This is a genomic window from Haloferax sp. AB510 (assembly GCF_024136985.1).
Classification (GTDB): Archaea; Halobacteriota; Halobacteria; order Halobacteriales; family Haloferacaceae; genus Haloferax.
Window position 1 is genome coordinate 1 of record NZ_JAMYJY010000015.1, and the last position, 26191, is coordinate 26191.

Genomic DNA, 26191 nt, shown 5'->3' on the forward strand with positions numbered 1-26191 from the left:
CCGACGCGAGTCCGAGAAACGGCCCGGCGGCCCCGGCGTCACCGGTTCGTGAGACGACGCTCCCGGCTGCGATTCGCGCCGGTTCGACGCCGAGCGCGTTGGCCGCGCGGTACGGGAGTTTCCCGTCCGGCGCGGTGAGCGCCACGGCGTCGGGGTCCAGTTCGGCGGCGTCGACGTCGAGGGCATCGACCGCCCCGGCGATTGCTCGCGTGTAGGCGTCGCGCTCGTACTGGGTGACGCCGATGGACTCCGTCTCGGCGCTCCCGAACCCTCGGAACCGCGTGCCGGGCGTGGGGTCGCCGAATTCGCCGACGGCATCGATGGCGAGCGGCCCGTCTTCGACGATGACGAGTGCGGCCGCCCCCGCTCCGGCACCGGCCGCCTCGTCGCTTTCGGGTGCCCCTCGCGGGCTGTCAGCGACGACGACGAGCCTCGGACTGCCCGCGCCGTCGCCCACGTTCTGTGTCGCCTCGCTCGTCGCCGCCAGCGCCACCGCGCCGGCTCGGGTGCTCCCGCCGAACTGCCGGGTCGGAACCGACGGGTCGACGCCGAGGAGTGAGGCCAGCCGGACCGCGCTTTCTTCCTCGTCGTTCGGCGGCGTCGTGGTCGCAAGGGCGAGGTGGTCGATGTCACCGGCGTCCACCCCGGCCGCGCGGAGTGCGCGTTGGCCCGCCTCGGTCGCCATCGTCAGGGTGTCTTCGTCGGCATCGGCGACGGCGACCCGTTCGACGCCCGGCGCGCCGCCGTTGCCCCACGCCTCGCGGTAGGCCGACGCGGGGAGGTACAGTCGGGGAACGTACGCGCCGACGCCGGCGATTCCGAGGGTCGTCCGAGTCGGCCGTCGGCGCTCATAGCGCCCCTCCTTCGAGGACGTGGACGACGGCGGCACCGCCCGACCCGCCGACGTTGTGGGTGAGGCCGACGTTCGCGCCCGCGACTTGCCTGTCCCCTGCCCGTCCGGCGAGCTGTTTGTACGCCTCGACGACCTGCCCTGCGCCCGTCGCGCCGATGGGGTGGCCCTTCGACTTCAGGCCGCCGGAGGGGTTGACGGGCAGGTCGCCGCCGAGTTCGGTCGCCCCAGAGTCGACCAGTTCGGGCGCGTGTCCGCGCTCGCAGAAGCCGAGGTCCTCGTACGCCAGCAACTCGGCGATGGCGAAGCAGTCGTGGACCTCCGCGAAGTCCACGTCGTCGGGGCCGAGACCAGCCATCTCGTAGGCGGTCGCGGCGGCCCGCTCGGACGATTCGACGGCGGTGTAGCTGTCGCGCTGGAACAGGCCGACGCGCTCGGAGGCGGCACCCACGCCCGCGACGCGGACCGCGTCGTCGCACGCGCTCGCCACGTCCTCGCTGGCGACGAGAACCGCGGCCGCGCCGTCGGAGGTCGGACAGCAGTGATAGAGATTCAGCGGGTCGGCCACGACGGGCGCGTTCCGCGCGTCGTCCAGCGAGCACGCGAAGCCGAGGTGCGCCTTCGGGTTCTTCGCGCCGTTCGCGTGGTTCTTCACCGCGACCTTCGAGAAATGGTCCGGCGAGGCGTCGTAGGCGTCGAGGTACGCCGATGCCATCTGGGCGTAGACGCCCGCGAACGTCGTCCCGGTGAGCCGCTCCCACTCCGTCTCGCCGCTGACGCCGAGCCAGTACTTCGCCACGTCGCCGCTCATGTCCGTCATGACCTCGTAGCCGCCCGCGAGGGCACGTCCGCCATCCCGCTTTTGACCGCCTGCACCGCCTGTCTGACCGCGTAGCCGCTCGCGGCGCAGGCGTTTTCGATTCGGGAACAGGGGACGCCGTGGAGGCCGACGTGCTCCGTCACGGCCGGCCCCGATAAGCCGAGTTGCCGCCCGCCGACGCCGAGCGACCCGACGACGGCCTCGTCGATATCGGCCGCCTCGACGCCGCCGGCGCTCCCCAGCGCCTCCTCGAACGCGGTCGCGAACAGCGACCGATAGCTCTCGTCCGGAAACGCGCCGTACTTCGATTGGCCCGCTCCGACGATGTATGCGTCTCGCATGATAGTCGATTACGTATCCCTCGCGAAATAGGTTCGCCCCGCAGTGCAGTCGGGTGACCGCATCATTTTTATCATATTCTATCATCGAGTTCAAACGTACATGGTATTCGATAGCACGGAGACCGCCTCGCGGGAGGAACTCCGCGAGGTGCAGGACGGTCGCCTGCGGGAGACGGTTCGGAACGCGTACGAGAACGTCGAGTTCTATCGCGAGACGTTCGACGAGGCCGGACTCTCGCCCGCGGACATCGAGAGCGTCGAAGACCTGTCGAAACTGCCGTTCACGACGAAGGAGGACTTCCGCGACCACTACCCCACGGGGATGTTCGCGGTCGACATGGACGACGTGATTCGCGTCCACGCGTCGTCGGGTACGACCGGCAAGCCCAAAATCGTCGGCTACACCCGCGAAGACCTCGACGTGTGGAGCAAGGCCGTCGCGCGGTGTCTCGTCGCGGCCGGCGTCGGTTCGGACGACGTGGTTCAGAACGCCTACGGCTACGGCCTGTTCACCGGTGGTCTCGGCCTCCACCAGGGCGTCGAGGAACTCGGCGCGACGGTCATCCCCATCGGCGGCGGCAACACCCAGCGACAGGTGGAACTGCTCTCCGACCTCGGAAGCGACGTCATCACGTGTACCCCGTCGTACGCGCTCTATCTCGCCGAAGTCGCAGATGACATGGGAATCGACATCCGCGACCTGCCGCTTCGGACGGTCATCTTCGGCGCGGAGCCCTGCACCGAACCGATGCGAAACGAAATCGAAGAGCGACTCGGCGTGACCGGCATCGACATCTACGGCCTCTCGGAAATCGTCGGCCCCGGCGTCTCCGTCGAGTGCGAGGCGCAGGACGGCCTGCACATCTGGGAGGACTACTTCTACCCCGAGGTGGTCGACCCGAACACGGGCGACCCCGTCGAGGAGGGCGAGGAGGGAGAACTCGTGTTGACGACCCTCGCGAAGGACGCGTTGCCGGTCCTCCGGTATCGGACGGGCGACCTGACCACGCTGGACTACGGTACCTGTGAGTGCGGCCGAACCTGCGTCCGCATGGACAACATCACGGGCCGGTCGGACGACCTGATAATCGTCCGCGGCGTGAACTTCTACCCGAGCGAGATCGAGTCGGTCGTCCTCGAGTTCGACGAAATCGCGCCGCACTACCGCATCGACCTCCGCCGCGAGGGGACCCTCGACCGGGTCGAAATCACGGTCGAACTTGTCGAGGAGTTCGGCGGGTCGCTGTCGGACCTCGAAGGGCGGATTCAAAAGCGGCTCTCGAACGTGCTCTCGTTTACGCCCGACGAACTGAATCTCGTCGAGTACGGCGACATCGCGCGCACCGAGGTCGGAAAGGTCCAGCGTGTCTACGACCACCGTGGCCAGTAACGCGCGCCGTCAGCGACCGCCGGGCTTGTAGACGCGCCCCCGAAACGTCGCGATTCGCTCGCCGTCCCCGCCGGAGACGACGACCTCGTACTCCGCGGTCCGTCCCCCGAGGTGCGTCTCCCGGGCGACCGCGCGGAGCGTCTCGCCCACCTCGGCGGCCGCGAGGTACGAGATGTTCGTCTCCAGTGCGAACGCGGCGTCGCCGTGGCTGTTCGAGGCGGCCGCGAAGGCCGCGTCCGCGAGGCTGTACACCGCGCCCCCGTGGGGTGTCCCGTGGAAGTTCAGGTGGTCTTCGGCCACGGTCAGCGTCGTCTCCGCGTACCCGTCGCCGACCTCGGCGAGGTCGATGCCGACGCGCCCGCAGTAGGGGTCGTTCGAGGCGCGCTCCCGTATCTCCGCGTAGTCGTCTTGCTCCGACATGCGACCACACGTCGTCCTGCGCTCCCCAAGTAGACATCGACTGTCAGGAAAGATAGGTATGTAAACTACTTTATCTGATGGCGGTGACGGTGAGGTATGGCATACAGCTACGAACCGCACTACTTCGAGGACTTCGAGGAGGGCAAAGAGTTCCAGAGCGTCGGTCGCACCGTCACCGAGGCGGACTTCATGATGCACTCCGCGCTCTCGGGCGACTGGACCGAACTCCACACGAACAGCGAGTACGCGGAAGACACCCAGTTCGGCCAGCGAATCGCCCACGGGCCGATGACGTTCGTCCAGTCGACCGGCTTCGTGTACCGGTCGGGCATCGTCGAGCGCACCGCCATCGCCTTCCTCGGGATGAACTACATGGACCTGCCGAACCCGGTGTTTATCGGCGACACGCTCTCGCAGACGATGGTCGTCTCGGAGCGGAAGGACCTCGGGAGCCGCGACGACGCCGGCTTGGTCGTCCTCGAAATCGAGATGACGAAGCAGGACGGTACCGTCGTCCTCGAAGGCGACATGAAGTTCCTCATCAAGACGAAGTCGGCCGCGGAGTAAGGCGGCTTCCCGACCCCTGGACTCACGAATCTAACCGCTCGCCGTGGACGAACAACGCGTCGTCGGCTCCCTTCTCGCCGTAGTCGTCGTGGTACTCCATCAACTGAAAGAGCGCGCCGGTCGGGTTTCGCGGCGAGACGAACGCCTCGGTCCAGCCGTCTTCCACCGCGTACCCCACGACACGCTCGCCCGCGGCTTCGAGGGCGGCGACCATCGCGTCGATGTCCGACACCTCCAGCGTGACGTGGTGGAGGCCGGGGCCGTGCTCGTCGAGGAAGGTCGTCAGAAACGATTCTCCGTCGACGGGCGCGACGAGTTCGATTCTGGAGGCGTCGCCGAGGACGTAGGTCGCCCACTCGAACGAGCCGTCCGCGACCGTCTCGCGGTGGACGCGCTCGCAGCCGAGCGCGAACAGCGTCGGCTCGGCGGCCTCGACGTCATCGACTGCGATTCCCACGTGGTCGACGCGCGCGGCCGGCGGCGCCGGCTCCGTCGCGGCCGCGGTCGTCGAATCCGAGGGTACCGAGTCGTCGGGACTCATCTCTGACGAACTCGGTGTTCCTAACTATTAATAGCTAAGGTACGAACGCAGAGTCATGGAACTCGGGACGGGACTGTTCACCTGCCAACGGCGGCCGGACGACGACCGGCCGATGGCCGACCTGTACGACGAGATGCTGACGCTCGGTCGCGAGATAGACGACGCGGGCCTCGACAGCGCCTGGGTGTCCGAACACCACTTCATGCCGGACGGCTACCTCTCGGGGACGATGCCCGCGCTCGGGGCGCTCGCGGCGGCGACCGAGTCGGTCGAACTCGGCACGTGTATCGCGCTCGCGCCGCTGTACGACCCGATTCGGCTCGCGGAGGACGCGGCGACGGTCGACCTCATCTCGGGCGGGCGAACGACGCTCGGTCTCGCAATCGGCTCGAACCCCCGCGAGTTCGACGCCTTCGGCGTTCCGCGAGACGAGCGCGTCGACCGCCTCGCCGACACGGTCTCTCTCCTCCGCGACTCGTGGTCAGACGGTCCGATAGCGCACGAGTCGCCGTTTCACGAGGGTGCGACCGGTGTCGACGTGACGCCCAAACCGGCACACGACGTGCCCCTCATGCTCGGCGGCGCGGCCAAGCCCGCGGTTCGCCGGGCGGCCCGGACGGCGGACGCGTGGTGCGCGCCGTCGTCGCTCTCTCTCGGCGGCCTGCGCAAGCGCGTCGAGGACATCCGGAGCGTCCGGGAGGCCGAGGGACTCGACGGTGAGTTCACGATATACGTCCTCCAACACGGTTTCGTCGGCGACTCGAAGGCCGAGGCGTGGGACGCGATGAGAGACGGCTACCTCTACCTCCAGCGCCGGTACGCCGAGATATTCTCCGGCGACGAGGTCCCCGAACTGTCCGACGAGCGCCGGGCGGAACTCAAAGCACAGGCCATCTTCGGCACGCCCGACGACGTGGTCGCGGAACTCGACCGCTACCGCGACGCTCTCGGCGACGACATCCACTTCATCTTCCGCACCTACCACCCCGGAATCGGCACCGACCGGATGGTCGAGTGCGTCCGCCGACTCGGCGACGAGGTCCGTCCGCGACTCGCCTGAGAGGGACGAATCAGTAGTTCAGGGCCGAACGCGACGTTCTTGTCGCCGCCGAAACGCAAACATTTAAACGTGAAGTTTTTCATGTTACATGTGAACATACACACCATGAGAGACGATTGTTCAGCGGACAGCGGCGCACAGCCGCGTCCGTCGCGGCGACGGTTCGTACAGGCGGCTGGGTTGGCGGGCGTGACCGGGCTGACGGGCGTCGCCGGCTGTCTCGGTGGCGGTGGGGGCGGCGGGTCGAACGCCATCACCTATGGAGTGATTAGCCCGATGACCGGCCCGTACGGCGGTCTCGCGGTCGGCCAGCGAAACGGGGCCGAGTTAGCGATACGGCACGTCAACGAGAACGCGGACATCGACGTGGAGATAACGGGCGTCTACGAGGACACCGAGGCGGACCCCTCGACCGGCCGGCGGAAGGCGCAGTCGGTCGTCGAACAGGACGGGGCGTCGTATCTCATGGGCGCGATATCGTCCAGCGTCGCGCTCGCGCTCAACGAGTTCGCGGCCGAAGAGGAGATTATCTACAACCCCGGCGGGGCCGCGGTTCCAATCACGGGGTCGAACTGCAACGAGTGGGTGTTCCGCGCCGAGACGAACACGGCGCAGATGGCCGAAGCCGTCTCCGACTACACCGCCGAGAACCTCGGCACCAAGGTGTGGTTCCACATCGCCGACTACGCCTACGGCGAGTCGGTGATGCAGCGCGTCGAGCGCCGCATGCGCGACGGCCACGACATCGAAGTCGTCGGCCGGAGCCGCTCGCAACTCGGCTCGACCAACTACAACTCCTACGTCAGTCAAATCGCCAACTCCGACGCCGAGGTGGCGGTTCTCGGCATGACCGGCGGTGACCTCATCAACTTCGTCAAGCAGGCGGCGAGCCAGGGGCTCAAAGAGAGCGTGAACCTCATGTCGCCGACGATGACGTTCTCGGTCGTCCGCGGCGCGCTCGGCGAAGCCGCCTACGGCACCTACGGCGGAGTTCGCTACCTGCCGACGCTCGAAACGGGCGACAACCAGTCGTTCGTCGAGGCCTACCGGAGCGAGTACGACTCTCTCCCGGACAACTTCGCGCGGGCCGCGTACATGTCCATCCGGATGACTGCGCGGGGCATCGCGGAGGCCGGGTCGACCGACCCCGCGGAGGTCAAGGAGGTGCTCCCGGGCCTCGAAATGGACACGATTCTCGGGCCGAACCAGTTCCGCGACTGCGACCATCAGGCGATGAACCCGGTGTGGCCGGGCGAACTCGTCGCGCCGGACGGTGGGAGCGGTCCCGCGACCGTCGAACTCGGCGAGATGATCGCCGGGGCGGACGCGCTCCCCGACTGCGGCGAACTCGGCTGCTCGCTCTAGCATGTCGGTCGCTAGTGCCGTCGCCGAACAGGTCCTCAACGGGCTCGTCGTCGGGATGGTGTACGTCCTGCTCGCGGCCGGACTCTCCATCATCTTCGGCGTCATGGACGTCATCAACTTCGCCCACGGCGAGCTGTTCGCTCTCGGCGCGTACTTCGCGTTCGCCATCGCCGGCCCTCTCGGCGGCGCGGGCTTCTGGGTCGCGCTCGTCGTCGCGCCCCTCCTCGTCGGCGTCGTCGGGATGGGCATCGAGCGGCTCACCGTCAAGCGGCTGTACGGCCGCGACCCGCTGTACCACATCCTCCTGACGTTCGGGCTCGTCCTCATCATCAACGACCTCATCACGTCGGTGTGGGGCAAGTCCGCCCAGCCGTTTCCGGTTCCCTCGGTCCTCGACCAGCCGGTCGCGCTGTTCGGGTTCAACTACTCGCTGTACAACTACGGCATCATCGTCTTCGGCTCGGCGCTGGCGCTCGGTACGTGGCTCCTGTTGAACCGCACCCGCTTCGGGATGATAATCCGCGCCGGCTCCGAGGACCGTGAGATGGTCCGTACCCTCGGCATCAACATCGACCGCTACTACACCCTGACGTTCGGGTTCGGCGCGGCGCTCGCCGGCGTCGCCGGCATCGTCCTTGGCGCGTACCAGAACGTCAGCCCGACGATGGGGAGTTCGGTCATCATCCCGGCGTTCGTCATCGTCGTTCTCGGCGGCCTCGGGTCGTTCCGCGGGGCCGTGGTCGGCGGCCTGTTCGTCGGTCTCGTCCAGACGTTCGCCCGGACGTACACGCCGTTCTTGGAGGGACTCATCGTCTTCCTGCTCATGATTGCCGTGCTCGTCGTCAAGCCGACGGGGCTGTTCGGCACGAGCGTCGGCGCGGGCGACCACCACGACGGTGCGCTCCTTCACGGCTCCGGCGGCGGCGTGCTGTCCGCGGAAACCCGCGCGAAACTCGGCTACGCCGGCGTCGGCGCGCTTCTCATCGTCCCGCTTCTCGCGGAGGTGACCGGCGTCACCTACTCCGTGACGCTCCTCGAAGACATCCTCATCTGGGCGCTGTTCGCGCTCAGCCTCGACCTCGTGCTCGGCTACGCGGGCCTCGTCTCGCTCGGTCACACGCTGTTTTACGGGGTCGGCGCGTACGCCTCGGTTCTCACGCTCATGCACGTCTCACCGTCGGTGTTCGTCGCGCTCGTCGTCGCCGTCGCCGTCTGCGCGGCCATCGCGTGGGGCGTCGGCTACCTCTCGATACGCGTGTCCGGGGTGTTCTTCGCCATGATAACCCTCGGGTTCGCGGAGCTGTTCTACAACGCCGTGTTCAAGTTCGACTTCACCGGCGGCTCCGACGGCCTGTTCGGCGTCGACGCGTTCTACGGTCTCGCCGGCCTCGGCATCGACCCCGGCGAGTTCGCGGTCCCGCTGGGTCCGTTCGTCCTCGACGGCGGCGTCGTCCAGTACTACTTCCTCCTCGCCGTCGTGGTCGGGTCGTACCTGCTGGCCCGACGCCTCATCCGCGCACCGTTCGGCTCGGTGCTGCAGTCCATCCGCGAGAGCGAAGAACGCGCCTCGTTCATCGGCTACGACGTGACCGCCTACAAGCGCCGCGCCTTCGTCGTCTCCGGCGGCCTCGCGGGGCTCGCCGGCGGGCTGTTCGCCGCCAACAACGGCTACGTCGCGCCGTCGTTTCTCCACTGGATAAACTCGGGCGAGGTAATCGTGATGACGGTCCTCGGCGGCATGGGGACGCTCTACGGGCCGATGCTCGGCGCGGGCGTCTTCGTCGCCGCGGAGGACGTGCTCTCGTCGTACATCGACCAGTGGCAGCTCGTTATCGGCGTGCTGTTCGTCCTGTTCGTCATCTTCGTGCCGCGGGGGCTCGTGTCGCTCCCGCAGACGGTGGCGGACCACCCGATTTTCGAATCGGCCGTCGGCGACCGCGTCGGCGAACAGGCCGGCGTCACCGACCCGGAGGTAGACCGCCATGAGTGACCCGATACTGCGGACCGAGAACCTGACGAAAGAGTTCGGCAAGCTCGTCGCCGTCGACGACGTGACCCTCGACGTGGAACGCGGCGAGTTCCGGAGTCTCATCGGCCCGAACGGGGCCGGCAAGACGACGACGTTCAATCTCTTGACCGGCGCGCTCCGGCCGACCCGCGGTACCGTGACGTTCAACGGCGAGAACGTGACCGCGCTCCCGCCGCACGAGCGCGTGCGCCGCGGCCTCGGCCGGTCGTTCCAAATCACGAACGTCTTCTCGGGGCTCACGGTCCGCGAGAACGTCCGCCTCGCCGCGCAGGCGGCCCGCGAGGGCGGTTTCACGCCGGTCGAAGAGTACCTCCGGCGAAGCGACGCCTTCAACGACGTGAACGAGCACACCGACCGCGTGCTCGACCGCTCCGGCCTCTTGGGCCGCGGCGACGAACCCGCGGACGTGCTCGCCTACGGTGACAAGCGCCGGCTCGAAATCGCCATCGTGCTCGCCACCGACCCCGACATGGTGCTTCTGGACGAACCGACCGCCGGCATGAGTGCCGAGGAGACGCGGGCCACGATGGACCTCATCGACGAGGTGCTGTCGGACCGGACGCTCCTGCTCATCGAACACGATATCGACCTCGTGATGCGGGTGTCCGACCGCATCACGGTTCTCCACCGCGGCGAGGTACTGGCCGAGGGGACGCCCGAGGCCGTCTCGGAGGATCCGGAGGTCCGCGAGGCCTACTTCGGGGGTGTCGAGGCGTGACCGACGAACCGCTCTTGTCCGTCCGCGGACTCGTCTCGGGCTACGGGTCGACCCGTGTCCTGCAGGGCATCGACCTCGACGTGCCTCGGGGGTCGGTCGTCACGCTCATCGGGCGCAACGGCGTCGGCAAGACGACGACGCTCCGGAGCATCCTCGGGAACGTCCCGCCGTCCGAGGGGACTATCACCTTCGACGGGACGGACATCACGACGCTGTCGCCGGAGAAGACCGCCCGCGAGGGCATCGCACTCGTCCCCGAGGAGCGCCGCGTCTTCCCCGGCCTGACCGTCACCGAGAACGTCGAAATCGGCCGCATCGGCGGTCGTCGAGATGTCGAGAAACCGAGTGTCGACGCCATCGTCGACGAGTTCGAGAACCTCGCGCGCCACCGGAACAGCCGGGGGGCGAACCTCTCGGGCGGCGAACAGCAGATGCTCGCTATCGCCCGCGCGCTCGTCTCCGCGCCGGACCTCCTGTTGCTCGACGAACCGACCGAAGGGCTCGCGCCCGCTATCGTCAAACAGGTCCAGCGAAAAATCGAGGAACTGAACGACGACGGCGCGACCATCCTTCTGGTCGAACAGAACGTACAGGTCGCCCTCGACGCCGCGGACTACGTCTACATCCTCGACAAGGGCCGGGTCGTCCACGAGGGCCCCGCCGACGAGGTCGCGGCCGCCGACGAAGTGCTCGACCGGTACCTCGGCGTCTCGATGGCCGACTGACGGCCACCGGTCTCGTCGGCCGCCCGGCCGTGGCCGACCGACGAAACGAACTTAACGCACCTGTGCGAACTGGTGGCATGGACATCGAAGAGTTCTTCGAGAGCATGCCGTTCGCGCGGCTTTTGGGCGTCGAAGTCACCGAGGCAGTAGACGGGCACGCGGAGGGTCGAATCGAGATGCGCGAGGAGCTGTCATGGAATGCCGACCGGGTGATGGCCCACGGCGGCGTGACGTTCACGCTTGCGGACACGGTCGGTGGTGCGGCGCTCGTCAGCGAGGTCGACCAACCCGTTCCGACTATCGACATGCGAATCGACTACCTCAACGCGGGAACCGGAGACCTCCGCGCCGAGGCCGACGTGGTCCGACTCGGTGGCGACGTGGGAACCGTGGACGTGGACGTGTACGCGACGGACGGGAATCACGTGGCGACCGCGAGGGGAGTCTACAAGACCGGTTGAGTTCCCCACCCGCCGCGCAGTTAGTAATCAACAATAGTTAATATTGTGCGCGAAAAGGGTATTTCGTAATGGAATACAGTGGCCCGACCAGTCTCTACATCGACGGGGACTGGGTAGCCGCGGCATCGGACGAGACCATCGAGACGCGCGACCCGGCGACCGAAGCGCCGTACGCCGAGGTCGCCCGCGCTGGCGAGGCGGACGTCGACGCCGCGGTGCGGGCGGCGAACTCGGCGGGCGCTCGCGGTGGCGAGTGGGAGACCACGAGCGCGGCCGAGCGCGGCGAGAAACTGCGCGCGATGGCCGACTTCATCGAGGCGCGGAAAGACGAGATCGCGCTCGTCGAGTCCCACGATAACGGCAAGACACCGTTCGAGGCCGGTATGGAGGTCCAGATGGTCGTCGACACCTTCCGCTACTACGCCGGGTGGACCGACAAGGTGACCGGCGAGTACAACCCCGTCCCCGGCCGGCGCGTCAACTACACGACCCGCGAACCGCTCGGCGTCACCGGACACATCGTCCCGTGGAACTACCCCTTCCAACTCGCGGGGCGCAGTCTCGCGCCGGCGCTCGCCTGCGGCAACACGGCGGTGGTAAAGCCGTCCAGCCAGACGCCGCTTTCGGCGCTCTACTACGGCCTCGCGGCCGAGGAAGCCGGCCTCCCCGACGGCGTGGTGAACGTGGTTCCCGGAAGCGGGTCCGAGGCGGGGTCGGCGCTCGCGTCGCACCCCGACGTGGCGCACGTCACCTTCACCGGCAGCACCGACGTCGGCAAAGGCGTCATGGCCGACGCCGCGGCCAACGTGACTGGAGTCACGCTCGAACTCGGCGGGAAGGGTCCCAACGTCGTCTTCCCCGACGCCGACCTCGACGCCGCCGCCAAGGGCGTCCACTACGGCATCTTCATGAACGCCGGCCAGATGTGCTGGGCCGGCTCGCGCCTGCTCGTCCACGAGGACGTTGCCGACGACCTCGTCGAGCGAATCGTCGCGCGCGCCGAGTCGACCCCGCTGGGATCTGGCATCGACGACGACGGCCGGATGGGACCGGTCGTCAGCGAGTCTCACCGCGAGGACGTGTTGGAGTACATCTCCCTCGGCGTCGAGGAGGGAGCGACCGTCGCCTGCGGCGGGGGCGTCCCCGAGGACAAGGAGACCGGCTACTTCGTGGAACCGACGGTTCTCACCGACGTGACGAACGACATGACCGTGGCCCGCGAGGAGATATTCGGCCCGGTCCTCGTCGTCACCGAGTTCTCGGACCGAACGGAGGCAGTCGAACTCGCCAACGACTCGCCGTACGGGCTTCTCGCCGGCGTCTGGACCGACGGGCTCTCTCGTGCTCACGGCGTCGCCGACGCGCTCGACTACGGAATGGTCAGCGTCAACGAGTACCCGGTCACGTTCCCGCAGACGCCCTTCGGCGGCACGAAACAGAGCGGCCACGGCCGCGAGCAGGGTGCGGAAGCCGTCCGCGAGTTCACGCAGGCGAAGAACGTGAACCTCAACCTCGGCTGATTCGCCCGCGAATTCGGCCCGCAACTCGCTGCAGTTTCGGGCCGCAACCCGCAATCCGCTGAACGCTTCGGCGTTCACTCCGTTGCCCGCTGAACGCCCCAGCCTTCGACCCGCCGCCCCCGGACCGACCGCCGCGGCGCTCCGCGGACGTCGGTCCCGAAAAATCGCGCGTCTCCAGTCTCTCCGCCGACGCTATTCGAATCGCTGGAACGGCTCTTGACAGTCGTTACAGAAGTGCATCGACCGGCACAGTCCCGGCCCCTTCGGGTGCTCGCGGACGGTGTTCGTGCCGCCGCAGTACGGGCACTCCGCGCCCGACGTTTCGCCCCCCGTCTCGGTGCTGGGGTCGAAGCGGCGCATCGCTCACACCCCCAGTCCGAACTTGCGGAGGGCCTCGCGGCCCGCCTCGGTCACCATGTCGACGGTCCACTCCGGCGTGAACCGGAGCCGGACAGACGCCTCGTCGACGCCGGCCGCCAGAATCGCGCACTGCACGTCGTTTTCGAGGTAGTCGCGCGCCGGACAGCCGGTGTAGGTCAGCGTCATCTCGACGATACCGAGCGTCTTCGCCTCGCCGTCTTCGCCCTCCCGCTCGACGACGCGAACGTCGTAGATGAGGCCGAGGTCGACGATGCTCACCGGCATCTCGGGGTCCTCGATTTCGTAGAGGGCGTCCCAGATGTCGGCTTCGACGCCCGTGGCTCCGACACCCGTCTTCGGGAAGCCCTCGGGAACCGCGCCGTCGACGTACTCGGTGTGACCGCAGGCGGTCGCGTCAGGGGCGTCGTCGGCGCTCACGTCAGACACGCTCCCTGCCGATTCGCGCCGGCTCGGGCGCTTCGAGCTCCTCGTACGTCCGCCGGAACTCCGCGGCCAGTTCGTCCCAGTGGTCGGTGTGGGTGCCGTCGCGACCGCGGGCGCTCGGGCGTTCGACCTCGTCGGGTTCGGGCACGTCGAGCCCGAGCGATTCGAGGTACGGGATGACCGTCTCCAGCCACTCGATGCGGAGGTCGGCGGTGGACATCGTCCGGAAGCCGTTGTCGACGATTGCCTCCTCGTGGTCGGGCTCGGCGAAAAGCGAGAGCGCGTGGGGGAACAGCCGGTCGAGCGCGTCCTGCACGCGGTCGCGGCTGTCGCCCTCGGCGAGACGGTCGAGCCAGCTCTGGGCGTTTTCGAGGTGGTAGCGCTCCTCGCTCAGCACCTTGCCGACGCGGTCGGCGAGCGGCGCGTAGCTGGTGTCGACGAGCGCGTCGAGACGCAGGCGTTCGGCGGCGTCGTAGAGGTAGCACCGCAGGATGATGTCGGCCCAGTCGCCCTCCGCGAACGGGAGTTCGACCAGCGTGGCGTGCCTGAACTCGTCGGCGGGGCGCTCCCAGATGAGTTCCGCTTCGGTGTGGCCGAGCTCTTCGAGCAGGTCGTACCACAGCCGAGCGTGGCCGAACTCGTCCTGTGCGACGTTCGCCAACGCGAGGTCGGACTCCAGCGTCGGCGCGTAAATCTGCCACTCGATGAGGCGCTCGCCGTGGACGTACTCGTCGTCCGCGAGGCGGAACAGCAGCTCTTCGAGCGCGGCGCGCTGTTCGGCGTCGAGGTCTTCGGGGTTGAGCGTCGCTGGCATGGTTAGCTGTCCGCCTCGAGCGATTTCTCCACGTCGGCCTGCTCGGCTTCGCTTTCGGCGACTTCCGGCGCGGCCGGTTCGATGTCCGTGTACGAGGTGGCCCAGCGGTAGGTCTTGTCGGTCGTTCCGCCGAAGCTCGTCTCGTCGGCGTCGATTTCGCCGATTTCGTCGTGCGGGACGACCCACAGGCTGTGGGTCTTCATCCGCCGGCCGTGCTGGACGGCCGCGAACTGGAGCGCCAACTCGCGGTCCGGCGCGTGGACGTTGCCGCAGTGTTTGTGGTACGCTCCCGGTTTATCCTGTCTGAACACTTCCCAAATCATGGCTCTCAGTCCGCCGCCTGCGGGGTTCCGGCCCCCGACGCGCCCTCCCAGCTGTGCATCGATTCGCGCACCCACTCGACCGCCGCTTGCGCCTGCGCGCGGGAGTTGATCTGCTCGTGGCTCCCCTCGGAGGCGTTCTTGGCGATGGTCCAGAACTCGTCCCAGTTCAGGTCGTCCTCGTTGACGTGGTAGGTGTCGAGTTCCTCGTCGTACTCGATGCGCGGGTACTCGGGGACGACGAGGCCGTACTTCTCGGCTTTCGGGACGTACGTGTCGAGGAAGGTGTCGCGCAGCTCGTCGTTGGACTTCGTCTTCAGGCCGACCTGCTGGGCGAAGTCGTTGTGGACGGATTTGTCGTTGGTCGGGCCGAAGAACTGGATGATGCGCGGCCACCACGTCTCGAAGGCGGCCTGCGTCTTCTCCTGTGTCGCCTTCGACCCGTTCATCAACTCGGAGAGGATGGATTCGCCGTGTTTGACGTGGAAGCCCTCCTCGAAGCACACCTTGTCCATCGCGTGGGCGTACGGCGTCCACGACGTGTTTTTGAGCGTCGCCTGCCGGTGCATGGCCGCGCCGTCGACGAAAAACGCTATCATCGGCACCTCGTGCCACGACTCCATCGGGTAGTGGAAGCAGTTGAGGAACTTCCCCTCACCGCGGGCGAGTTCGTCGAGCATCTCGTCGCGCGTCTTGACGCCGAGGGACTCGGCGGCGCGGTAGAGCAGTTGTGCGTGGCCGATTTCGTCCTGTACTTTCGCCGAGAACGCCAACTTTCGGTCGATGCTCGGCGCTTGCCGGATGAACGGCTTTTCGAGATACCCGCCCATCACCTCGCTGTTCGCGTGGAACTGAATCATCCGCGTCGCGGCCTTGCGGTACTCCTCGGGCATGTCGTCTTTCGGAGCGAACTGCCGCGGGCCCGCTCGTTCTTTGACGGTTTCGAGGTCCATTGGTCTATCAGGAACTATCATCTATAACTACTTACGAATTGACCCGTCCATGGCCTGCCTTTTTATATCTCTGTCACGTACATACACGCCGATGATAGCGGAGTGCTTGGTGGCCGAGTTTCGAATCGACGGCGACGACTGCCCGTTGGCGCGGGCGACCGACGCGGTCCCCGTCGCGGTCGATGCGAACGCGCCGCAACTCCGCGCCGACGGCAACGTCCTGCTTCACTTTTCCGCCCCCGCGGACGACCGACTCCCCGAGGCCCTCGACGACGACGACGCCATCCGCTACCTCCACGTCACCCGCGGCGACGACACGTACACCTTCCGCTGTCTCTCGAAACACCCCTGCGTCGTTCACGAACTCGTCGACGCCGGCTTCCTCGTCGAGTCGATGCGGTACGACGACGGCGGCGCGACGATGCGCGGGGCGGTCGTCGGCTACGACGTGCTCCGCGGCGTGATGGAGACGGCCGGCGGCACTGTCGGCATCCAACTCCAGCGCGTCTACCCCCTCCGGGCGGACGAGGAATCACCCATCGGTCGGGCGTGGGACCTCACGCCCGCGCAGGAAGCCGCTCTCCGGGCGGCCGTCGAGATGGGGTACTTCGACCTCCCCCGGAGTATCACGGCTCAGGACGTTGCGGACGAACTCGGAATCAGCAAGTCGGCGTTCCTCGAACGACTCCGCCGGGCACAACAGTCGGTGTTCGGGGCGCTGCTCGCGTGAGCCGGGATCGACGTCGACTCGCTCGACTCGCTCGACTCGCTCGACTCGCCCGGCGGTCCGCCGGCGAGGCTATTTACCCCGCGTCCCCGTAGCGCGGGTATGCGAGTCGACGACGCCGACGGCGTCCGGACCGTGACGTTCGACAGACCCGAGGCGAAAAACGCGTTCACCGCCGACGTGGCCCGAGAGCTCTCGGCGGCGCTCGAACAACTCACGCCCGAGGCGTTCGACGCCGCGGTGATAACGGGCGACGGCGACGCCTTCAGCGCCGGCGGTGACATTCGGGCGATGGCCGAACGCGACGAGACCGCCCGCGAGGCCTACGAGCGCGTTCGCGGCACCCTCGGCCGCGTCGCCGAGGCGATTCTCACCGCCCCGGTGCCGGTCGTCGCCCGCGTCAACGGCGACGCCGTGGGCGCGGGAACCTCCGTCGTCGCCGCCTGCGACTTCGCCTACGCCGCCAGCGACGCCCGGTTCGGCGCGTCGTTCGTCAACGTCGGTCTCGTCCCCGACGCGGGCGCGACAGTGACGCTTCCCCGGTTGGTCGGCCTCCGCGCCGCGAAGGAACTCGCCTTCACCGGGAAACTCATTTCGGCCGAGCGCGCCGCGGCACTCGACCTCGTGAACGAGGCGGTCGAGCCCGCCGACCTCGATGCCGTCGTGGACGAGACGGTGGAGACGCTCGCCGCACAGCCGACGGAGACGCTCGCGCTGGCGAAAGAAGCGATACACGCGAACCTCGGCCGCTCGTGGGCGGACGGCCTCGAACGCGAGGCCCACACCCAGACCCTCGCCTACGACACTGACGCCCACGAGGAGGGCGTTTCCGCGTTCTTGGAGAAGCGGCCGCCGGAGTTCGACTGAGTCGGGGCCCCCGGCCTCGGCCCGTTTTGGTCCCGTTTCACTCACCCGTTCTATCTCGCCTCGTCTCGTCGTCCTCCCCTCAGTCGAGTCCGAGGAACCGCTCCGCGTTCTCCCAGAGGAGCTTTCGCTTTACCTCCTCGGAGGCGTCGAAGTGCTCCTCGAAGGATTCGAACCACCGACCCGGCCGAATCATCGGGTAGTCGGTGCCGAACATCACCTTGTCTTGGAGGACAGTTTTCGCGTAGTGGAGCACCTGCTCGTCGATGTACTTCGGCAGCCACCCCGAGAGGTCCATGTAGACGTTGCCCTTCTGCTGGCAGATGGCGAGTTGCTCTTTCTCCCACGGGTACGCCGGATGGGCGATGAGAATCTGGAGGTCCGGATGCTCGGCGGCCACGTCGTCGATGAGCATCGGGTTGCCGTACTTGATTTTCAGGCCGCGGCCGCCGGGCGAGCACGCCCCGAGCGTGGAGTTCCCGCCGTGGAAGACGACCGGGACGCCGAGGTCCTCGATGGTGTCGAACAGCGCCGCGTGCTCGTCGTCGCTCGGGTCGAACCCCTGGGCGATTTGCTGGAACTTGAACCCCGAGAGACCGAGGTCTTCGACGCACCGAACCGCCTCCTCGACGCAGTCGTCTTTCAGCGGGTCGACGCTCCCGAAGCCGACGAAGAAGTCGGGGTGTGCGTCTCTGACCTCGGCCACGTAGTCGTTCGGAACCGGGGGATTCCCGGTGTTCGTCTCGGCGTCCCACCCGAGGAGCACCGCCCGCCCGATGTTGTGCTCGCGGTACTCGGCTATCATCTCCTCGTAGCTCCACGTCTCCATCTCCGCGCCGAACCTGTTCGCCGCGTCCCGCATCATCTCCCCGCCGGCGTCTTCGAGGAACTCCGCGGTCGGCTGATGGGCGTGCGTGTCGATGATGCGCGGCTCGTCGAGCCAATCCAACACGGTCATTCGTGTATGACTATCGCCGAGCGATAAAAATCGAACGGACGGAGCCGACCGAATGATGGCGCGGCGGCGTTGGCGTACCGCCACGGGAGGCGATTCGACGCGCAGCCCAATCAGTCACCGGCCAATCCTGTTTGGGTCCTGCTCAGTCGTCGTCTCGGTTCGAACCCTCTCCTCCGTCCTCGGCGAGGGCGCGCGTTCGCGGGTCGATGGCGGGGTCGCGCTGCTGTTTTCGAGCCCGACGCTTTGCCGCCCCGACGAGCGAGTCGTCGTCCGATTGCGTCTCGACGAACGTCTCGTCACCAATGGCGTTCTCGACGATATTTCGAAGACTTCCGAGTTTCTCGCGGTCATCTGGTGACCGACTCCGTGTTCGATCGCTGATGTGTCTCGACCCGCGGACGCCTTCACCTGACGACGTGCGCTGAGTGAACTGCGTTGCGTCGGTTATCATCAACTGTACCTGGTCTTTCGCGCGGTAGTGGTGGTCCTTCGCACCAGCGAACTCGAACCGCGCGCCCTCGCCGAGGTACGGGTGACTCACGCCGTCGGGGACGACGAACGCGACGCCTTCGGGCGCGCTCTCGTCGGTGAGGTAGCCGAGGATGTCCGGCGTCCCGGGGTCGTTCTTGTTGACCCACGCGACCTCGTCGACGGTCGCCTCCACGGTCACGTACGCCCCGCTCCCAGTGAGCTCCGAGAGCGTTCGGGTTGGCTTCCGAGTCTCGGTATCGCCTGAATCTGTGTTCGAGGCCGCTGTTCCTTCCCTGTCTACCGACGATTCCGTGGCCTTGGAACTTGAGCTCGATGGGTCATCTCCGATTGAGGCGAAAAGGTAGTTCACCTCATTGCCGCGCCCCCTCATGTAATTTGAGACGGTGATACTGACTCGTTGGGGACCCGACGAAGCCGAGAGCGAACTGTCGTCCTCGAAGATACATTTCACCTCAGAATCGGACTCGGTTGATTGTAGAAACCACGCACCGTCGCGCTTTTCGACGGTCAGTTCTCCCGTCGAACCGGATTCGGCGAACCAGTCCGTTGACATACTATCAGTTCGAACTCGGAAGAACATATGTGTTTCTCAGATTAGAGAACCGAATCCGGACGGGTCGTCAGCCCGACTTCGTGGCCGGGACATCGTCTGAACCCTATCTGTTCTCGCCGACCGGCGAGTCTAGTTGAAATGTCGAAAATAATATTCATTTGATATTTTCTCAAAAGAAGGCAGCGTGCCGTTGGGATTTCCCCGTAACAAATATTTTAGTAAATATTATTTCAAATGCTTATTGTGTTTCTAATTCTATCGTCGCCATCCTAATAAATGGGTTGCTGTCGACTGTACCCGTGATTTAACTCGGGGAAGAAAAGACGAGTACCCTGGAAACGTACTCTATGTTTATTTCATTTCGGTCGTTATGGCGCGTATCTGAATCCCTATGTCGCTCCCAATTTGGTGTGGCAATTTTTTTATTGTTCTATTCCTCTCCGCGGATACGACTGCGCCCCACCCCGGGTGTTCCGCGCGATAATCGTCGCCGTCGCGGACCGTCGCTCGTCGCGCGGCTCCGTCGACTCGTCGTAGTAGAGCACGGTGAGGTCGAGGCAGGCCCGGAGCAGTTCGTTGGAGTCGAAGCGGTATCTGTCGGTGCTCGGCCCAACGGTCGCCGGCGGGTCGGCCCGCAGATGGTGCTGGTAGAACAGCACGCCGCCGGGCTTCAGCGCCGCCTTGATGTCCGCGAGGCGGTCCAGCGTCCGGAAGTAGCTGATGGTGACGAGGTCGTACGCCGACTCGGGGAAGTCGTGGGTCGTCGCGTCCGCCTGAATCGTCTCCACGCGGTCGGCGAACCCGCGGTCGGCGGCGCGTTCGTCGATGATACTGAGTCCCTCGCTCGACTGGTCGAGCGCGTCGACCCGGTAGCCGTTCGCGGCGAGAAAGAGCGCGTTGCGGCCGTTTCCGGCCGCCACGTCGAGGGCGCGACCGTCGGGAAGTTCGTCGAGGTACGCCCGCAGCACCGGCGACGGCTCGGGGTCGGTCGGGTACGTTCCGGTCCGGTAGCGCTCGTCCCACTCCATAGAGGCGCTACGCGGACCGCCGTGTTCAAGTTACGGCGTCGTTCCCGGCGGACGGGACGGCGTCGAACGCTCACGTGGAACCGACGGCGGAGCGCCGGACCACCGGAAACACCAGCGCTTTCCGCGCCAGCGACGTGGGGAGAGCCGTGACCACGATTCGCCCCGACGAACTCGACGCCCGCCTCGCCGACGGGGACGACCTCTTCGTCCTCGACATCCGCCCGGAGTCGAACTACCAGCGCGGCGCAATCGAGGGGTGCCAAAACATCCCCGTCTACGACGACCTCCGGTCGGGTGACGACGCCCCGCTTCGGGGTCGGCTGGACGAGATTCCGCGGGACCGCGACGTGGTCGTCGTCTGTAAGATGGGCATCGTCGCGAAGCGGGCGACGGGGCTCCTCCGCGAAGAGGGGTACGACGCGGCGACGCTCGCGGGCGGGATGAGCGGGTGGAACGGCTACCAGCGCGGGTCGCTGGGCTACAAACTCCGGTCGCTCATTTGGCGACTGTTCTGAGGCCGTCGAGGAACTCCCGAAGGGCGTCCTCGAAGAACGCGGGGTTGTCGAGGTTCGACGCGTGGCCCGCGTCGGGAACCGCGCGGACCGTAACGGTCGGAATCCCGTCGCCGAACGCCGCGGCGTGCCTGCGCACGAACGGGAGTTCGTTCTCGCCGTACAGAATCAGCGTCGGGACGTCGATGTCGCCGAGGACGACCGACGAGTCGGTGAACCGACTGACCGCCCGAATCACTTTGGCGAACTCGTCGGTCGCCATCCGCGGGCCGCGCTCCCGAAGACGCTCTACGTTTCCGTAGTCGCCGCCCGCGGCCGTTCCCGACAACCGCTCTTGGAACCAGACCATGACCTTCTCCACGCGCTCGTAGCCGACGAGTCGAACGAACGGAATCGTCAACCGCGGGACGACGAGTCGCTGGAACCGTTCGAGACGGTCGAAGACGACCGGGGAGAACGTGTCCGCGAGGACGAGCCCCGAGAGCCCGTCGGGATACCGCATCGCGTACGCCTGCGCCACGCAGCCGCCGGTCGACAGCCCGCAAATGACGGGCCTGTCGAGGCCTAACTCCGAGACGAGCGCGGCGAGGTCGTCGGCGAACAGTTCCATCGAGTACGTCGCCAAGTCGGACCCGCCGGTTCGGCCGTGTCCTCGAACGTCGTACGAGACGGTGGTGTAGTCGTCGCACAGCGCCTCAGTCTGGCGGTCCCACTGACCGTGGTCGAGAATCGCCCCATGGACGAAGACCACCGGCGGCCCCTCGCCTCGTCGTTCGTAGTAGGTGTCGATACCGTTCGTTCGGGCGAACGCCATGCGACCTAGTGGCGCGCTGAGAGCATGAGCACGCGCCTCGATGTATCAGACTGCTTATATTCTCATCGCCAGTACGGTCACTTATCCGTCTCCGGCAGAGAGTAGGCGGTATGACGATAGAAACCGGCGACTCCGTTTCACTCGAATACGTTGGAAAGCTCCCCGACGGCACGGTTTTCGACACGTCGCGGCAGGACGTGGCCGACGCCGAAGGGCTCTCCGAGGCGCAGGGCGACCGCGACTACGAACCGCTCGTGGTCGAAGTCGGCGCGGGCACCGTCATCGAGGGCCTCGACGAGGCGCTCGTCGGCATGTCCGTCGGCGACGAGGAGAGCATCGAGATTCCGCCGGAGAAGGCCTACGGCGAGCACGACGAAGACCTCATTCGCGAGCACGAGACCGAACAGCTCCGCGAAGTGCTGGGCGACGAACCCGAGGAAGGGCTGTACGTCCAGACCCAGCAGGGCGGTCTCGGCGAAATCGTCCACGCCGACGACGACGTGGTGCGCATCGACTTCAACCACGAGCTCGCCGGCGAGACGCTCGTCTTCGACGTCGAAATCGTCGACGCGAACTAAGTCGTAGTCTCGCGGTTCGTTGCGGTTCTTCTCCCGCTATTCGCGCCACCATGCGACGGCGTACATCACGCCGCCGACGAGAATCAGGACTGCGCCGACTCCGGCGACCCCGAGGCCGACGACGAGCGCGGCCCCGAAGCCGAAGTCGTCGACGTGCCCGTAGACGGTGATGCTGTGGAGCGTGCCCTCTTTTTCCACGAGTGCGGGGAGGCGGTCCACGAAGGCGTCGTTCACCCGCGGTCGGTAGCCGAAGTCCTCATCCGAGGAGTTCCGGAGGATTCTATCGACCGTCTCCCTCGACTCTGGCGAGAGGTTCTCGTAGCGATACGCGCCTCGCTCGACGGTGGTGTTGGCGACGCGCTGGAGCGTGGCGTTTCGGGCGGTGACGAGCGAGCCGTTTTCTTCCACGCCGAGCCGGTAGTACTGTTCGCGCTCGCCGTAGGCGTCGTGGACGTACGTGTTGTTCCGCGCTATCGCGCGGAGGTCGGCTTTCGCGCCCGCCGCCGCGGTTCGGGCGGTGCCGTTCCGCATCGCCGCCCCCAGCGTCTCGCGGGTCTCGTTCGGCGCGCGGTACTCGCCGGCCGAGTATCGGTGGCTGACTTGGTGCACCGAAATCGAGACCGTCCGCCCGTGGCGACTCACGATAGTCTCGACGTCCGATTGGTTCGCGAGCGATACGGTCTCGGCTCGGTACGACTGCGAGGTTTGCGGCGGTGGCGACGTCGCCTCCGCGAGCGCGGGCAGGTACACCGGCGCGGGGAGACAGACGAGACCAACCACCGCGAGGAGGAGGGCGAGTTTCCGGAGACGCATCGTCGGCTGTTCCGCCGAGCGCGGTAAGTGTCTTCTGCCGCTGTCAGGCGTCCACGCGTCCGCAGTCGCCTACTCGTCCAGCCGCGGGTGAGCGTCGAGGCAGTCTCGAACCCGCTCGCGCTCCTCGCGGGCCGAGGCCAACTCGTCGGCAACGACGCCCCGCCGGAGGCGGTCGCGCTGGTCTTCCGTGAGTTCCGCACGGGCGACCGCAGCGGTGCGGAGGTGGTCGTACGACTCGTCGTACGTCAGTTCGTGGACCTCGCGGGCCCGCGCGACCGCCTCGTCGCCGGCGAACCGACTCACCACGGCGACGAGTTCCTTCGTCCGCCAGCGGAGTTCCGAGGCGGGCTCCGGCGGCCACGACACGGTCAGCGGGTCGGCGTCGAGCGTCTCCAGAAACCGCTTGTTCGTCCCGACGGCCGCGGAGAACCGCTTGGGGTCGTCCACGTAGTGGTCGAGTTTCGACCGCGAGTAGCCGGCGTACTCGACGAGTGTGGGAATCGGCTCGTCGCCGATGGCGGCGGTTTCGAGGTACTCGCGGAGTCGCTCGGGAGGACTGGGCGTCTCGACGAGCGGATAAGACTCCGCGGCTGCCAGCCACGCGAGCACCTCGCGGGCGGGCGACTCGGCGCGGAACCGGTCGAACGCCTCGGTCACGGCGTCGTCGTACCGTTCGATGGGATCGCGGAGCTCGTCCACCGGCGCGTCGATGTCGACCTCGCCGAGCCGCTCTACGCGTTCGAGGCGTTCGATTCGCGCGTCGAGTTCGTCTGCACGCTCCTGCACTCGGCGGTGGGCGTTCCGGTAGTCGTCTTTCGCCTCGTCCAGTTCGTCGAGAAGCGCCGCCTCCTCGCGGGCGGGGGCCAACTCGCGTCTGGCCTGCTCGAAGTCCGACGCCGACAGCGACGACGTGATGCCGGTCGTGAGCGAGTCGTTTGCGTCGATGAAGGCGTCGCTGTGGCGCACGTCCGCGGGGACCTCCTCAAGTCGGTTCGACAGCGCCTCGCGGAACGCGACGTACCCTTCGAGGTCGTCGGTCGCCTGCTCCTCGTAGCGGTCGAGAATCCCCGACACGTCGCCGACGGCCGAGGCGAGCGTCCGAAGCTCCTCGCGGCCGATTTCGTCGACCGCCTCGCGTCGGCCGCGGAGGATGTCGGCCGCCGTGCGGAGCGCCGCTACGGGGTCGTCGGCGAGCGCGGCGTCAGTCACGCCGCGGCACCTCGGGAGGGCGTCCCGTTCGCGGAATCGGTGTCATGCCCGACGAGTCGGTGCGCGAGGGTTGAAAACTTGATGACCGAGGAAGACGGCGGGCGGTCGGTCGAAGTCGGTCGAAGTCGGCCGAGTCAGCGCCCGTCCCGGTCGGTCGCCACGTCGAACGCGGCGGCGACCGCGACCGCGAGCACGCAGAGCGCGACCGACGGCGACAGGGAGAACAGGTCGACCATCCCGGGGAACGTGGTGACGACGAGGAGCGAAACGGTGTAGTAGACCCCGGCTACCGCGGCCGACGTGGGGGCTGGCGCGGCGCGCAGTCGGGGAAGCGCGAGCATCGCACAGAGCGCGACGCCGCCGGCGACGACGACCGAGCCGAAGAGCCCCGCTCCGGCGATGTCGGCGCGCGCGCCGAGGAACGTCCCGAGGCCGAGCGTCGCGTTCAGATAGGCCGCTCGGCGGAGGAGAAAGCCGTACCCCGCGTCGGGACCGAGACCGATTTCGTTGTCCTCGATGCGGTGCCACGGCGCGCCGACGGAGACGGCATCCATGCGGAGCGCGCCGATGGCGAGGCAGGCGACCGCCAGCGAGACGACGGCCGCGGTCGTGACCGCCACGGGCGTCGAGACGGTCATGAAGGCGACCCAGAGCATCGGCAGCGCGAGGAGGAGGTGCTGTCCGAGCCCGAAGTAAACCGTCGCGTCGAGCCACGCGTCGACGCCGGTTTCGTCGTCGTCTCCGCTCTGTCGGCGGTGGCGTCGCGTCCGCGTGCTGCCGCGGGGGGACTCGTCTGTCGGTGCCATGACCGTTCGATTGTGACTATCGAGTGATAACTGTGTGGTGCGGTTGGAGCTAGCGGTGCCGGCGATGGGGGAGTCCGCGGTCGCCGTCCGGCGAAAGGACTTACCGGCGACCGGGTGTATGACAAGCCATGTACGAGCGCATCCTCCTGCCCGTCGACGAGAGCACGTCGTCGAGCGCGGTTCTCCACCACGCCAGCGAACTCGCCCACTGGGACGACGCGGAGATACGACTGCTCTTCGTCGCCGACACGACCCGCGACAGCGTCACCGTGGTCGGGAACGACGTGGTCGACGCGCTCGAACGCGAGGGCGAGAGCGTCGTCGAGGAGGCGGCGGAGACGCTCCAGAACCTCGGCGTCGATTACTCGACGGACGTGGTGCAGGGCAACCCTGCCCCCACCATCGTCGAGTACGCCGACGAGTACGACTACGACCTCGTCGTGATGCCGACCCGCGGGCGCAAAGGCATCTCCCGACAGCTCCGCGGGAGCGTCACGGAGAAGGTCGTCCGCCTGTCGGACCGGCCGGTACTCACCGCCCGCATGAAGCCCGACGAGGAGCTGACGTTCCCCTACGAGCGCATCCTCATCCCGACCGACGGAAGCCGCTCCGCGAACCGAGCGACGAGCCACGGCCTCGCACTCGCAGCCGAACTCGACGCGACGGTTCACGTGTTGTCGGTCGTGGACGACTCCGCGCTCGGCTTCGACGTTCGGTCGATGCTCTCCGGCGAAGAGAGCGAGCGCGGCGCGAACGAGGCGATTTCGAAGGTCGTCGAGGAGGCGAACGAACGCGGCGTCACGAAGCTCGCCGAGACCATCGAACACGGCTCGCCGAGCGAATCGATTCGGGAGTACGTCGAAGGTAACGACATCCACGCCGTCGTGATGGGGACCACCGGTAGAAGCGGCGTGGACCGAATCCTCCTCGGGAGCGTCGCCGAGCAGACGGTTCGGAGCGTACCCGTCCCCGTCATCACGGTGTCGCCCGGCGAGGAGTAACCCGAGCGGGTCGCGGGCGGCGGGTCGTCCGTCTCGGGATACAGCTATTACCCACGGGCGACGTATCGGCGCAGTAGCCGTGGTCGAACAGGACCGTCTCGGACGCCCGTCCAGCCCCGACAGCCGGAGGTCTCGATA

28 protein-coding genes and 2 pseudogenes are annotated in these 26191 nt (G+C 67.1%); 14 read left to right on the plus strand and 16 right to left on the minus strand.

Annotated elements, in window-relative coordinates:
* Nucleotides 1-817 (minus strand): annotated as a pseudogene (locus tag NKF06_RS04640) (ACP synthase); the annotation flags it as partial.
* 31 nt (nt 818-848) lie between these two features.
* Nucleotides 849-2011, minus strand: a pseudogene (locus tag NKF06_RS04645) (thiolase domain-containing protein).
* 100 nt (nt 2012-2111) lie between these two features.
* On the opposite strand from NKF06_RS04645, the gene paaK reads away from it, so the two are divergent.
* Nucleotides 2112-3401, plus strand: coding sequence for a phenylacetate--CoA ligase PaaK (paaK, locus tag NKF06_RS04650; RefSeq protein WP_253244671.1), 1290 nt, complete (start codon nt 2112-2114; stop codon nt 3399-3401).
* A gap of 9 nt (nt 3402-3410) precedes the next feature.
* On the opposite strand, the gene NKF06_RS04655 is transcribed toward paaK, so the two are convergent.
* Nucleotides 3411-3821, minus strand: a complete 411-nt coding sequence (locus NKF06_RS04655) for a hotdog fold thioesterase (RefSeq protein WP_004064410.1) — start codon at nt 3819-3821, stop codon at nt 3411-3413.
* A gap of 96 nt (nt 3822-3917) precedes the next feature.
* Here NKF06_RS04655 and NKF06_RS04660 point away from each other — a divergent pair, with 96 nt between their 5' ends.
* Nucleotides 3918-4388 carry a MaoC/PaaZ C-terminal domain-containing protein gene (locus NKF06_RS04660; RefSeq protein WP_004040870.1) on the plus strand — a complete coding sequence of 157 codons (471 nt, stop codon included), beginning with the start codon at nt 3918-3920 and terminating at the stop codon, nt 4386-4388.
* A 22-nt stretch (nt 4389-4410) separates the two neighbouring features.
* On the opposite strand, the gene NKF06_RS04665 is transcribed toward NKF06_RS04660, so the two are convergent.
* The gene (locus NKF06_RS04665) at nt 4411-4929 is read right to left on the minus strand and encodes a VOC family protein (protein ID WP_253244672.1); all 519 of its coding nucleotides are present in this window, start codon (nt 4927-4929) and stop codon (nt 4411-4413) included.
* A gap of 55 nt (nt 4930-4984) precedes the next feature.
* On the opposite strand from NKF06_RS04665, the gene NKF06_RS04670 reads away from it, so the two are divergent.
* From NKF06_RS04670 to NKF06_RS04700, 7 genes are all read left to right on the plus strand, one after another.
* Nucleotides 4985-5989 carry an LLM class flavin-dependent oxidoreductase gene (locus tag NKF06_RS04670; RefSeq protein WP_058826243.1) on the plus strand — a complete coding sequence of 335 codons (1005 nt, stop codon included), beginning with the start codon at nt 4985-4987 and terminating at the stop codon, nt 5987-5989.
* Between the two features lie 180 nt (nt 5990-6169).
* Nucleotides 6170-7354, plus strand: coding sequence for an ABC transporter substrate-binding protein (locus tag NKF06_RS04675; protein WP_082677646.1), 1185 nt, complete (start codon nt 6170-6172; stop codon nt 7352-7354).
* A gap of 1 nt (nt 7355) precedes the next feature.
* A complete protein-coding gene (locus tag NKF06_RS04680; RefSeq protein ID WP_253244673.1) occupies nt 7356-9344 on the plus strand; it encodes an ABC transporter permease in 1989 nt (662 codons plus the stop codon).
* The gene (locus NKF06_RS04685) at nt 9337-10101 is read left to right on the plus strand and encodes an ABC transporter ATP-binding protein (protein ID WP_058826245.1); all 765 of its coding nucleotides are present in this window, start codon (nt 9337-9339) and stop codon (nt 10099-10101) included. Before NKF06_RS04680 ends, NKF06_RS04685 begins: the two co-directional genes overlap by 8 nt.
* The gene (locus NKF06_RS04690; RefSeq protein WP_058826246.1) at nt 10098-10826 is read left to right on the plus strand and encodes an ABC transporter ATP-binding protein; all 729 of its coding nucleotides are present in this window, start codon (nt 10098-10100) and stop codon (nt 10824-10826) included. The genes NKF06_RS04685 and NKF06_RS04690 overlap by 4 nt, the downstream gene beginning before the upstream one ends.
* 77 nt (nt 10827-10903) lie before the next feature.
* The gene (locus NKF06_RS04695) at nt 10904-11287 is read left to right on the plus strand and encodes a PaaI family thioesterase (RefSeq protein ID WP_058826247.1); all 384 of its coding nucleotides are present in this window, start codon (nt 10904-10906) and stop codon (nt 11285-11287) included.
* Between the two features lie 68 nt (nt 11288-11355).
* Complete coding sequence (locus NKF06_RS04700) at nt 11356-12807, plus strand: aldehyde dehydrogenase family protein (RefSeq protein WP_058826248.1); 1452 nt, start codon at nt 11356-11358, stop codon at nt 12805-12807.
* Between the two features lie 192 nt (nt 12808-12999).
* On the opposite strand, the gene paaE is transcribed toward NKF06_RS04700, so the two are convergent.
* The 5 genes from paaE to paaA are packed head-to-tail and all read right to left on the minus strand — an operon-like array spanning nt 13000 to nt 15698.
* Entirely contained in the window at nt 13000-13167 is a 168-nt protein-coding gene (gene paaE, locus NKF06_RS04705; RefSeq protein ID WP_172795748.1) for a 1,2-phenylacetyl-CoA epoxidase subunit PaaE, read from the minus strand.
* A gap of 3 nt (nt 13168-13170) precedes the next feature.
* Entirely contained in the window at nt 13171-13614 is a 444-nt protein-coding gene (locus tag NKF06_RS04710; protein WP_082677647.1) for a metal-sulfur cluster assembly factor, read from the minus strand.
* Nucleotides 13607-14425, minus strand: a complete 819-nt coding sequence (gene paaC, locus NKF06_RS04715; protein ID WP_253244674.1) for a 1,2-phenylacetyl-CoA epoxidase subunit PaaC — start codon at nt 14423-14425, stop codon at nt 13607-13609. Before paaC ends, NKF06_RS04710 begins: the two co-directional genes overlap by 8 nt.
* A gap of 2 nt (nt 14426-14427) precedes the next feature.
* Complete coding sequence (paaB, locus tag NKF06_RS04720) at nt 14428-14748, minus strand: 1,2-phenylacetyl-CoA epoxidase subunit PaaB (RefSeq protein WP_004040859.1); 321 nt, start codon at nt 14746-14748, stop codon at nt 14428-14430.
* Between the two features lie 5 nt (nt 14749-14753).
* Nucleotides 14754-15698 (minus strand): 1,2-phenylacetyl-CoA epoxidase subunit PaaA, encoded by a 945-nt coding sequence (gene paaA, locus NKF06_RS04725; protein WP_253244675.1) that lies wholly within the window; start codon nt 15696-15698, stop codon nt 14754-14756.
* 91 nt (nt 15699-15789) lie between these two features.
* On the opposite strand from paaA, the gene NKF06_RS04730 reads away from it, so the two are divergent.
* Both NKF06_RS04730 and NKF06_RS04735 read left to right on the plus strand, forming a co-directional pair.
* Nucleotides 15790-16428, plus strand: coding sequence for a helix-turn-helix domain-containing protein (locus NKF06_RS04730; RefSeq protein ID WP_058826252.1), 639 nt, complete (start codon nt 15790-15792; stop codon nt 16426-16428).
* Between the two features lie 99 nt (nt 16429-16527).
* Nucleotides 16528-17292: an enoyl-CoA hydratase-related protein gene (locus tag NKF06_RS04735; RefSeq protein WP_253244676.1), complete on the plus strand. Its 765-nt coding sequence runs from the start codon at nt 16528-16530 to the stop codon at nt 17290-17292.
* A gap of 79 nt (nt 17293-17371) precedes the next feature.
* Here the strand turns inward: NKF06_RS04735 and NKF06_RS04740 are convergent, their stop codons facing one another.
* The 3 genes from NKF06_RS04740 to NKF06_RS04750 form a co-directional block, all read right to left on the minus strand.
* The gene (locus tag NKF06_RS04740) at nt 17372-18247 is read right to left on the minus strand and encodes an amidohydrolase family protein (RefSeq protein WP_253244677.1); all 876 of its coding nucleotides are present in this window, start codon (nt 18245-18247) and stop codon (nt 17372-17374) included.
* A 142-nt stretch (nt 18248-18389) separates the two neighbouring features.
* Nucleotides 18390-18917, minus strand: coding sequence for a hypothetical protein (locus NKF06_RS04745; RefSeq protein WP_253244678.1), 528 nt, complete (start codon nt 18915-18917; stop codon nt 18390-18392).
* Between the two features lie 797 nt (nt 18918-19714).
* Complete coding sequence (locus NKF06_RS04750) at nt 19715-20320, minus strand: class I SAM-dependent methyltransferase (RefSeq protein ID WP_253244679.1); 606 nt, start codon at nt 20318-20320, stop codon at nt 19715-19717.
* Between the two features lie 146 nt (nt 20321-20466).
* On the opposite strand from NKF06_RS04750, the gene NKF06_RS04755 reads away from it, so the two are divergent.
* On the plus strand, nt 20467-20835 hold the full coding sequence (locus tag NKF06_RS04755) for a rhodanese-like domain-containing protein (protein ID WP_058826299.1): 369 nt from the start codon (nt 20467-20469) through the stop codon (nt 20833-20835).
* Here the strand turns inward: NKF06_RS04755 and NKF06_RS04760 are convergent.
* Complete coding sequence (locus tag NKF06_RS04760) at nt 20816-21646, minus strand: alpha/beta hydrolase (protein WP_253244680.1); 831 nt, start codon at nt 21644-21646, stop codon at nt 20816-20818. The genes NKF06_RS04755 and NKF06_RS04760 overlap by 20 nt on opposite strands.
* A 110-nt stretch (nt 21647-21756) precedes the next feature.
* On the opposite strand from NKF06_RS04760, the gene NKF06_RS04765 reads away from it, so the two are divergent.
* Entirely contained in the window at nt 21757-22224 is a 468-nt protein-coding gene (locus NKF06_RS04765) for a peptidylprolyl isomerase (protein WP_008093880.1), read from the plus strand.
* Between the two features lie 36 nt (nt 22225-22260).
* Here the strand turns inward: NKF06_RS04765 and NKF06_RS04770 are convergent, their stop codons facing one another.
* The 3 genes from NKF06_RS04770 to NKF06_RS04780 all read right to left on the minus strand — a co-directional run bounded on the left by NKF06_RS04770 (nt 22261) and on the right by NKF06_RS04780 (nt 25052).
* Nucleotides 22261-23037: a hypothetical protein gene (locus NKF06_RS04770; RefSeq protein ID WP_253244681.1), complete on the minus strand. Its 777-nt coding sequence runs from the start codon at nt 23035-23037 to the stop codon at nt 22261-22263.
* A gap of 69 nt (nt 23038-23106) precedes the next feature.
* Nucleotides 23107-24246 (minus strand): hypothetical protein, encoded by a 1140-nt coding sequence (locus NKF06_RS04775; protein WP_253244682.1) that lies wholly within the window; start codon nt 24244-24246, stop codon nt 23107-23109.
* Between the two features lie 134 nt (nt 24247-24380).
* Nucleotides 24381-25052: a hypothetical protein gene (locus NKF06_RS04780; RefSeq protein WP_253244683.1), complete on the minus strand. Its 672-nt coding sequence runs from the start codon at nt 25050-25052 to the stop codon at nt 24381-24383.
* A gap of 128 nt (nt 25053-25180) precedes the next feature.
* Between NKF06_RS04780 and NKF06_RS04785 the strand changes: the two genes are divergently transcribed.
* Nucleotides 25181-26053, plus strand: a complete 873-nt coding sequence (locus tag NKF06_RS04785) for a universal stress protein (protein ID WP_253244684.1) — start codon at nt 25181-25183, stop codon at nt 26051-26053.
* Nucleotides 26054-26191: the final 138 nt, after the last annotated feature.